Below are 8299 nucleotides of genomic sequence, written 5' to 3'. Positions count from 1 at the left end.
AAAACTCTTCTATAAGTATAAAAACTCATATATGCTCACATCGGGAAGACCCCAATAACTAAGAATTTTCTCATGGTATCACCATACTACTTCAGAATTGTATAGGTTTTACAAAAAATATTCTTAAATTTAGGTCGTATTTAAATTTTACTAACTGACAGTGTATCACACTATCAGTTTAAAAAAGTTTCATCAAAAAGGAATAGGATACCTCGCTACGCTCAGTATCCTCTTATAGCGGAAGGATACTTCCATTTACTGGAGCGAATGTTGGGATCTTTAAAGATTTCCATATTGTCATTGCAAAGGATAATGCCTGATATCTTTCCCCATGTACAACAAATGCCTTTTTTGGTGTTGGGATTTTTTTGATATATCTTACAAGTGAGTTATAATCCCCATGTGCTGAGAACTCTATCTTTACAACTTTACCCCTTACTGGAATTTTGTTTTTAAATGGCGTTATTTCTTCAACACCTTCCTCCAACGCTCTTCCAAGTGTGCCTTCTGCTTGATAACCAGTTAATATCAATTTGTTTTTTGGGCTTTTTAATAAACTCAAATACTGTAAAACTGGCCCTCCCTGAACCATTCCAGAAGTTGAGACAATTATGCAAGGTTCTTTATTAAATACTCCATTATCTGCCTTTTTAAGTTCGCCAAATGGATTTATCCTATTTTCAACCATATTTTTTAATTTTGGGTTTAGCCAATCTAAGTAACTCATATATATGCCTGTAGCGTGAATAAGAGAGCCGTCAACATAAACCGGAACGTCTTTTAATTTTCCACTTCTAATGTAGTTATTTATTATTAATAGTATTTCTTGTGCTCTTCCAATTGCAAATACTGGAATGATAACTTTTCCTCCATTTTCAATAGTTTCTGCTATTTCATCAATTAACTGCTTTTCTAATGTCTTTCTTGATGGTTTTATATCCAATGGGGAACCATAGGTTGATTCAATAATTAAAACATCAATTTCATCTATATCCTTATCTGCAGGAAGAAGTGTTCTTGTTGGAGTTTCGTTTATGTCCCCAGTATAAAGAATCTTTTTTCCATCAATATCTAAACATATAGAAGCACTTCCAAGGATATGCCCAGCGTTGTAGAATTTTAAGGTTATGTCTTCTGTTATCTGCCTTTCTTCTCTGTAATTTAATACTTCAGTATTATTTAATGACCTCTGTATGTCTTCCTCTTTGTAGGATTTTGAAAGGTTCAAGGTATCTTTCCATGTAATATACATCAAATCTGCTGTTGGCGTTGTACAATATATTTTTCTAAATTTGTAAAACGGAATTGCACCACAGTGGTCTAAATGTGCATGGGATACAACAACCGCATCAACATTCTCATCAACTTTTGGAATTGCATTGTTTGTTGGATCCATACCGCAATCAAGCAATATCTTAGATTTTTTTGTATCTATCTCAATACATGACATTCCTATTTGATGACAACCACCATGAAATCTTACAATAGCCATAGATATCACTCCTTTATAAAATACAAAATAAAAATAATTATAAATTATTATTTAGAATTCAAAAGAAAAGTTGCTCAAGATTTAAATTAAATTAAACAAATCTTTCATAAAAATTCAAATCTATATCTCCTCTTTCACATCTTGTGATAATTGATGCTATGATATTTTTTGAGTATTTTATTGTATTATTTGGTTTTATAAATGTGAAGGATGGTTTGTATCCTTCTTCAATAATTCCAACATTTTCAATACCTAATATCTTTGCATTGTTGATTGTCGCCATTTTTAAGATTTCTTTTGGTTCTATATGGTAAATTTTATATATGAAGTCCATCTCTTTGAATATTGATGGTGAGTTTGCCATAAAGTTATCAGTTCCAAGTCCTACCAAAATATCATATTCCAAAAGTACCTTAATATTTGGCAATCCGACATTAAAAGATGCATTTGCCCTTGGGCAAACAACAACATTTATATTATTTTCCTTTAAAAGTTCCATATCGTTTGGTGTTACATGAGTAGCGTGTATAATAAAGTTAGGCTTTATTTTTAAATCAATAATCCTCTCAATTTCTGTTTTTCCATAATGTTCCAATGAGTATTTAAGAGAGTTTTCATGCTCACTTGCATGTATTGAAAAAATTCCATCTTTATCTTTTGTGCATTTGTATATAAACTTTAATGTCTCATCATTATATTCATTTGCTCCACTCAATCCAATGCCATTGCAACTGTTCAAAATTTCGTTTAGTTCTTTTTTTAATTCATCCTTATTTGTTTTTGTGGGTCTTCCCAATATTTTTGCATTTATTTTTAATTTACTTAATGAAATTGCTTTTTTTAGTAAATTTATTCCTTTTAATCCATTTTCTCTAAAATCACAAAAGTATTTTATTCCATTTTCAAATAGTTCATTTAAAGCACACAACATACCATTAACTAATTCCTCATCACTGCAACTATTCAAAAACCTATGCTTTAACCCGTTTGGGGGTTTAACGAGTTCATCCAAAGTTTTATTAATGCCAATATCTTTTATTGCCGTATCTCCAACATGCGTATGTGCGTTTATTAAAGAAGGAATAATTATACCTTTATATTTAGTTGCATCGACTTTCTCGTTTGTAAATCCTTTAATAATCCCATCCTCAATAACCAAAGTCCCTTTTTTTAGTTCAAAATTCTCTCCGTACAAAAAGTTTGATTGCAGATACATATTAATCCCTGAATATATTATAATTAAAAAAACGTTTAAAAATTAAATTTGATTTTTATTCGTTATGTTTTCCCGATAACGCAGATTTAACCAATCCATCAAACAATGGATGTGGTTTATTTGGTCTTGACTTAAATTCTGGATGTGCCTGTGTTGCAATGAAGTATTTATGCTTTGGAATTTCAATAAACTCAGCCAACCTACTATCTGGTGAAGTTCCAGAAATGACAAGTCCGTTCTCTTCAAGAATGCTATGGTATTCTGGATTTACCTCATATCTGTGCCTATGCCTTTCATAAACTTCTTTTTTACCATACAGTTTGTATGCAAGAGTTCCTTCCTTCAAAATTGCCGGATATGCCCCTAATCTCATTGTTCCTCCTTTTTCAGTAATCTCCTTCTGCTCAGGAAGTAGGTCAATTACTGGATATGGAGTGTTTTCATCAAATTCTGTTGAGTTGGCATCCTCTAATTTACAGACATTCCTTGCATATTCGATAACTGCACACTGCATTCCCAAACAAATTCCTAAGAATGGGATGTTGTTTTCCCTTGCATAATTCGCCGCATTTATTTTTCCTTCAATTCCCCTATCCCCAAACCCGCCTGGGACAAGGATACCATCTAACCCACTATCTTCTCTAAATTTGTTGAGGATTTCAACATAATCCTCTTTTTCAAGAATCTCTGACTGTATCCAATTTATATTAACCCTTGTATCATTCTTTGCCCCAGCATGCACCAAAGCCTCAATAATACTCATATATGCATCCTTTAACTCCGCATACTTTCCAACTATGCCAATTGTAATCTCATGCATTGGATTTATTATCCTGTCAACCATTGCCCTCCATTCTCTCAAATCTGGTTCTCTATCTGGAAGGTCCAATTTTTTTGTTATTAACTTTCCAATGCCTTCCTTTTCAAGGTTTAATGGAACTTCATAGATAGTTCTTGCATCCCTTGCCTCAATAACTGCCTCTTTATCAACATCACAAAACAAAGCAAGTTTTTCTCTAATTTTTTCTCCCATTGGAACCTCTGTTCTACAAACCAAAATGTCTGGTTGGATACCAATTCCCCTCAATTCCTTAACGCTATGTTGGGTTGGTTTTGTCTTTAACTCTCCTGCGGTTTTTATGTATGGGAGGAGGGAAACGTGGATGTATAAGACATTCTCCTTACCAACATCCTTTTTAAACTGCCTTATTGCCTCTAAGAATGGCAAACTTTCCATATCCCCAACGGTTCCCCCAATCTCAACAATAGTTACATCATAACCTTCTCCAAGTTCTTTTATCCAGTTTTTTATTTCATTTGTTATGTGTGGAATAACTTGGACAGTCTTTCCTAAGTATTCTCCTTTCCTTTCTTTAGTTAATACGCTCCAATAAATCTTCCCAGTGGTTATGTTGTTCCTTGATGTTAGATTTATATCAACGAACCTCTCATAATGCCCTAGATCTAAATCTGTCTCTCCACCATCATCTGTGACAAAAACCTCACCATGTTCATAAGGGGACATCGTCCCTGCATCAATTTGCAAATATGGATCTATCTTTATCATGTTAACTTTGAATCCCCTTGCTTTTAACAACCTTCCTATTGATGATGCCGTAATCCCTTTTCCAAGAGAAGACACGACTCCTCCAGTGATGAATATATATTTCATAAATTATCCCTCTAAAATGTTATTTTGATTAATTTTTAATTTATTATAATTAATTTTGAAAGTTTTGTAGTGTTTAATTATAAATTATTTAAATGAAGGTATCTTAAAACAGATAGGAATTAAATTATATCCTAATACTAAAATTTAATTCTATAAAAATGTTGAGTTTGGGTTTTGAGTGGTAATGGAGTTAATAAACACATTTATATCCAAATATAAAAATATTACTAACAACAAATTATTTATACTTTAACAACATAACAAAAAACAAAATAATAACATGGTGATATTGTGGAAGAAAAGAAGGTAAAAAAACTCCTCCACCTATTAGAGCATACAGAAGAGCACTTTGAAATTATTATAAACCTTATGAAGGAGTTGAATTTAAACGCAGAGGGTTATGAGAAACTCTATGAAGAATTAAAGAAAGAAAATGAAAAATTGAAAAAAGAACTTCCTAATTAATTTATTTAAGTTCCTTAATAATTCTTTTAGCAACACTCTCTCCATCTAATCCATAGTACTTCAATAACTCTCCTGCTTTTCCAGATTTTCCAAATTCATCATTGATACCTATTCTTAATAATTTTTTATTCAACCCATTGGTTGCTATAACCTCTGCAATAGATCCTCCCAATCCACCAATGATGTTGTGGTCTTCCATTGAAACAATGAAGTCCTTCGCCTTTTTAATAGTATCTTCATCTATTGGTTTAATTGTTGCCATTTCTATGACTTCTGCAGATATACCTTCTTTTTTCAATATCTCTACTGCTTTTAATGCCTCAGGAACCTCTTCTCCAGTAGCAATTATTGTTAAATCATCCCCATCAACCAAAATCTTTGCTTTTCCTAATTCAAATTTCGCTTCTTCCTCACTCTCATAAATAATCTCTGTATCGCTTCTTGGCATTCTTACATAAACAGGGCCATCGTATTCAGCACACCATCTTATGATGTTTTTTGTGTGATAGTAGTCAGAAGGAGCGATAACAACCATATTTGGAATTGCTCTCATTATTGCTATATCTTCTGTCATTTGGTGTGTTGCCCCATCCTCTCCAACTGTAATTCCGCTGTGAGTTGCTACAATCTTAACATTCAACTTTGGGTATGCAACAGAGTTTCTAATTTGCTCCCATGCCCTACCAGTGGCAAACATTGCAAATGTTGAGGCAAAGACAATTTTTCCTGTTGTTGCCAATCCTGCAGCCATTCCAATCATATTCTGCTCTGCAATCCCTGCATTGAAAAATCTATCTGGGAATTCTTTAGCAAACATGCTTGTTTTTGTTGAACCAGATAAGTCAGCATCCAAAACAACAACATTTTCATATTTCTTTCCGAGTTCTATTAACGCCTCTCCATAACCATTTCTCATTCCTTTTTTAACTCCACTTAATTTTACCATGATTTCACCCGATTCTTGATATAATTGCTGATTTTCTTAAATCTTCAACTGCCTTTTTAACATCTTCTTTTCCATAAATTGCCGATGCTGCAATAAGCGTATCCGCTCCTGCATTTACTGCAAGTGATGCAGTTTCTGTGTTAATTCCTCCATCAACAAATATCTTTGTATCATAGTCCTCTTTTGATATTTTATGCTTTAAATTATCTATTTTTTTAATCATTGGTTTTATAAACTTCTGCCCAGAGAATCCTGGTTCAACTGTCATAATCAAAACAGCATAAACCTCTCCCAAGATGTATTCAATTGTATCAAGTGGAGTTGATGGATTTAGGGCGACTATTGGTTTTGATCCATGTTCTTTTATCATATTTATTAACCTAAATGGAAACTTACAGGTTTCTATGTGGAATGTTATCATCTCAATGCCTTCAAATTTGTTAATAAACATTTCAGGATTTTCTACCATCAAATGCACATCAACAGGGAGTTTTGTTATACTCCTTACATATCTCGCAGTTCCAATACCAATACTCAAATTTGGAACAAAATGCCCATCCATTATATCAACATGTATAAAATCAACTCCTGCCTCTTCTGCCTTTTTAACCTCTTCTGCCAAATGCCCAAAATCTGCTGAAAGGATTGATGCTCCTATCATCACCATCATATCACCAAAAAAATAAAAAAATTGAAATTTAAATTTTACTCTAACTCCTTCAATGCAATCTCCAACTGTTCTTCATTTGGAGCCTTACCGTGGAAACCTACGTTATTTTCCATGAATGAGACACCTTTACCTTTTATGGTATTTGCAATAATCATCTTTGGTTTTCCATTTTTCATCTTCTTTGCTTCTTCAACTGTATTTATTATTTCCTCAAAGTTATGTCCATCTATCTCAAAAACATCCCATCCGAATGCTTTGAATTTCTCCTTCAAATCCCCCAATGCCATAACTTCCTCAGTATTGCCATCAATTTGGAGTCTGTTTCTATCTACAAATCCAATAAGGTTATCTAACTTATAATGTGCTGCTGCCATTGCTGCCTCCCAAACTTGGCCTTCTTGACATTCCCCATCTCCCAATAAAACATAAACATAATTATTCAATTTATCCAACCTACAACCTAATGCCATCCCAACACTTGCAGAGAATCCCTGCCCCAATGAACCAGTACTCACCTCTATTCCAGGAATATCTATGGATGGATGTCCTTGTAATAATCCATCTAATCTCCTCAACTTCCAGAGTTTTTCTTTATCAAAATAACCACATTCAGCCAAAACCGCATACAATGCAGGACATGAATGCCCCTTACTCAAAACAAATCTATCCCTATCCTTCATTTGTGGATTTTTTGGGTCGTGTTTCATAATTTTAAAGTATAATGCTACAATAATATCTGTTGCAGATAATGAACCTCCAGGATGTCCAGATTTTGCCAAACCAACCATTTTTACAATATTATATCTAACACTCTTTGCTATTTTTTTTAACTCTTCAATTTCCATATCATCACCATTATAAGAATTTTTAATTATTTATTTAGTGGATTATGTCGTTAAATTATTGTTTAAAAAATTTAACTATTAAAATAAATTGCTACTAACAATAGCAAAGAAAATAACAATGATATCTGTTAATTCAAATGCATATAAAAACTTATAGTACTTCAACCTTACATGTAACATACTAATAAACTTTTTGATTGTTGTGAGGTTGTCGAATAATTGAATTGGTAGATTTATTCGGTATTATATGTTTTAATATTAATACTTTAATTAGTGTTAATATATTATGCACTATTTGTTAAACAGATTTTTTAATGGTTTTTTCTAACTTTTACTGACTTTGTAATTCCATTTAAACTCTTTTGTTTTGACTATTGGGGTGATATTGTGTTGTAGTAAGTATTCAAACAATTCACAGCAATCATATCCTCTATCAGCCAATAGATATTCATTATCTAAAAAATCCACCTGTTTAACCATTTCTAACAGGTTGGTACTATCAGAACTATGACCTTCACCCCAACGAGCAGAAACTATTGGGATATAACCTTGTTTTGGATAGTAGTAGGCTAAAATGTGTAATTTATCATACACCAATCGGTTAGTTCGCTTTCCTCCGTGAATACATTCACAGTATAATCTATTTATGGAAACACCCGTAGAGTCTGCTATATATAGTTTGTTGGAGGGTTGATTTAGTAAATTATCTATAATAATATACGTGAAAGTAAGCAGTGATGATAAAAACGCATTATCTATTCGATTGAATGCTTTACCGTATGTATAGTGGTCGATATGTCTATTGTGGAGGTGTGGTATCCCGAAATTATTTCGCACATGATAATTATAGATATTCGAATGATAACACTCGTAAAAATACAGTATCTCCGAACATCATACTAACTAATAGAAAACTTAATATTTGGTAATATCGAATAGTTAATATCAAAAAAAATATGGAGGTGAAATCATGAAGGGGATAAAACACACAAT

8 protein-coding genes are annotated in these 8299 nt (G+C 32.6%); 1 reads left to right on the top strand and 7 read right to left on the bottom strand.

What is annotated here, in order from left to right; translation table 11 throughout:
* Positions 1–232: 232 nt before the first annotated feature.
* The 3 genes from METFODRAFT_RS08640 to pyrG all read right to left on the bottom strand — a co-directional run bounded on the left by METFODRAFT_RS08640 (position 233) and on the right by pyrG (position 4380).
* Positions 233–1492, bottom strand: a complete 1260-nt coding sequence (locus METFODRAFT_RS08640) for an MBL fold metallo-hydrolase (RefSeq protein ID WP_007045216.1) — start codon at positions 1490–1492, stop codon at positions 233–235.
* Positions 1493–1583: 91 nt separating this feature from the next.
* Positions 1584–2708: an amidohydrolase family protein gene (locus METFODRAFT_RS08635; RefSeq protein ID WP_007045215.1), complete on the bottom strand. Its 1125-nt coding sequence runs from the start codon at positions 2706–2708 to the stop codon at positions 1584–1586.
* A gap of 55 nt (positions 2709–2763) precedes the next feature.
* Positions 2764–4380, bottom strand: a complete 1617-nt coding sequence (pyrG, locus tag METFODRAFT_RS08630) for a glutamine hydrolyzing CTP synthase (protein WP_007045214.1) — start codon at positions 4378–4380, stop codon at positions 2764–2766.
* A gap of 291 nt (positions 4381–4671) precedes the next feature.
* Between pyrG and METFODRAFT_RS10950 the strand changes: the two genes are divergently transcribed.
* Entirely contained in the window at positions 4672–4845 is a 174-nt protein-coding gene (locus METFODRAFT_RS10950) for a hypothetical protein (protein ID WP_007045213.1), read from the top strand.
* A gap of 1 nt (position 4846) precedes the next feature.
* Here the strand turns inward: METFODRAFT_RS10950 and METFODRAFT_RS08625 are convergent, their stop codons facing one another.
* The 4 genes from METFODRAFT_RS08625 to METFODRAFT_RS11810 form a co-directional block, all read right to left on the bottom strand.
* A complete protein-coding gene (locus METFODRAFT_RS08625; RefSeq protein WP_007045212.1) occupies positions 4847–5791 on the bottom strand; it encodes a transketolase family protein in 945 nt (314 codons plus the stop codon).
* Between the two features lie 4 nt (positions 5792–5795).
* Positions 5796–6458 (bottom strand): ribulose-phosphate 3-epimerase, encoded by a 663-nt coding sequence (gene rpe / locus METFODRAFT_RS08620; protein WP_048115817.1) that lies wholly within the window; start codon positions 6456–6458, stop codon positions 5796–5798.
* A gap of 38 nt (positions 6459–6496) precedes the next feature.
* Positions 6497–7306 carry a transketolase gene (locus METFODRAFT_RS08615; protein ID WP_007045210.1) on the bottom strand — a complete coding sequence of 270 codons (810 nt, stop codon included), beginning with the start codon at positions 7304–7306 and terminating at the stop codon, positions 6497–6499.
* A gap of 324 nt (positions 7307–7630) precedes the next feature.
* Positions 7631–8143: a transposase gene (locus METFODRAFT_RS11810; RefSeq protein ID WP_007045209.1), complete on the bottom strand. Its 513-nt coding sequence runs from the start codon at positions 8141–8143 to the stop codon at positions 7631–7633.
* Positions 8144–8299 lie beyond the last annotated feature (156 nt).

This window comes from Methanotorris formicicus Mc-S-70 (assembly GCF_000243455.1).
Taxonomy (GTDB): domain Archaea; phylum AGJL01; class Methanococci; order Methanococcales; family Methanococcaceae; genus Methanotorris; species Methanotorris formicicus.
The sequence above is the reverse complement of the archived record's forward strand: the minus strand, read 5'-3'. Positions and strand labels throughout refer to the sequence as shown.

What these genes read in the sequence shown, in the direction of transcription:
- METFODRAFT_RS08640 (WP_007045216.1), bottom strand. Translation starts at nt 1,492, where the DNA reads ATGGCTATTGTAAGATTTCATGGTGGTTGTCATCAAATAGGAATGTCA.
- METFODRAFT_RS08635 (WP_007045215.1), bottom strand. Translation starts at nt 2,708, where the DNA reads ATGTATCTGCAATCAAACTTTTTGTACGGAGAGAATTTTGAACTAAAA.
- pyrG (WP_007045214.1), bottom strand. Translation starts at nt 4,380, where the DNA reads ATGAAATATATATTCATCACTGGAGGAGTCGTGTCTTCTCTTGGAAAA.
- METFODRAFT_RS08625 (WP_007045212.1), bottom strand. Translation starts at nt 5,791, where the DNA reads ATGGTAAAATTAAGTGGAGTTAAAAAAGGAATGAGAAATGGTTATGGA.
- rpe (WP_048115817.1), bottom strand. Translation starts at nt 6,458, where the DNA reads ATGGTGATGATAGGAGCATCAATCCTTTCAGCAGATTTTGGGCATTTG.
- METFODRAFT_RS08615 (WP_007045210.1), bottom strand. Translation starts at nt 7,306, where the DNA reads ATGGAAATTGAAGAGTTAAAAAAAATAGCAAAGAGTGTTAGATATAAT.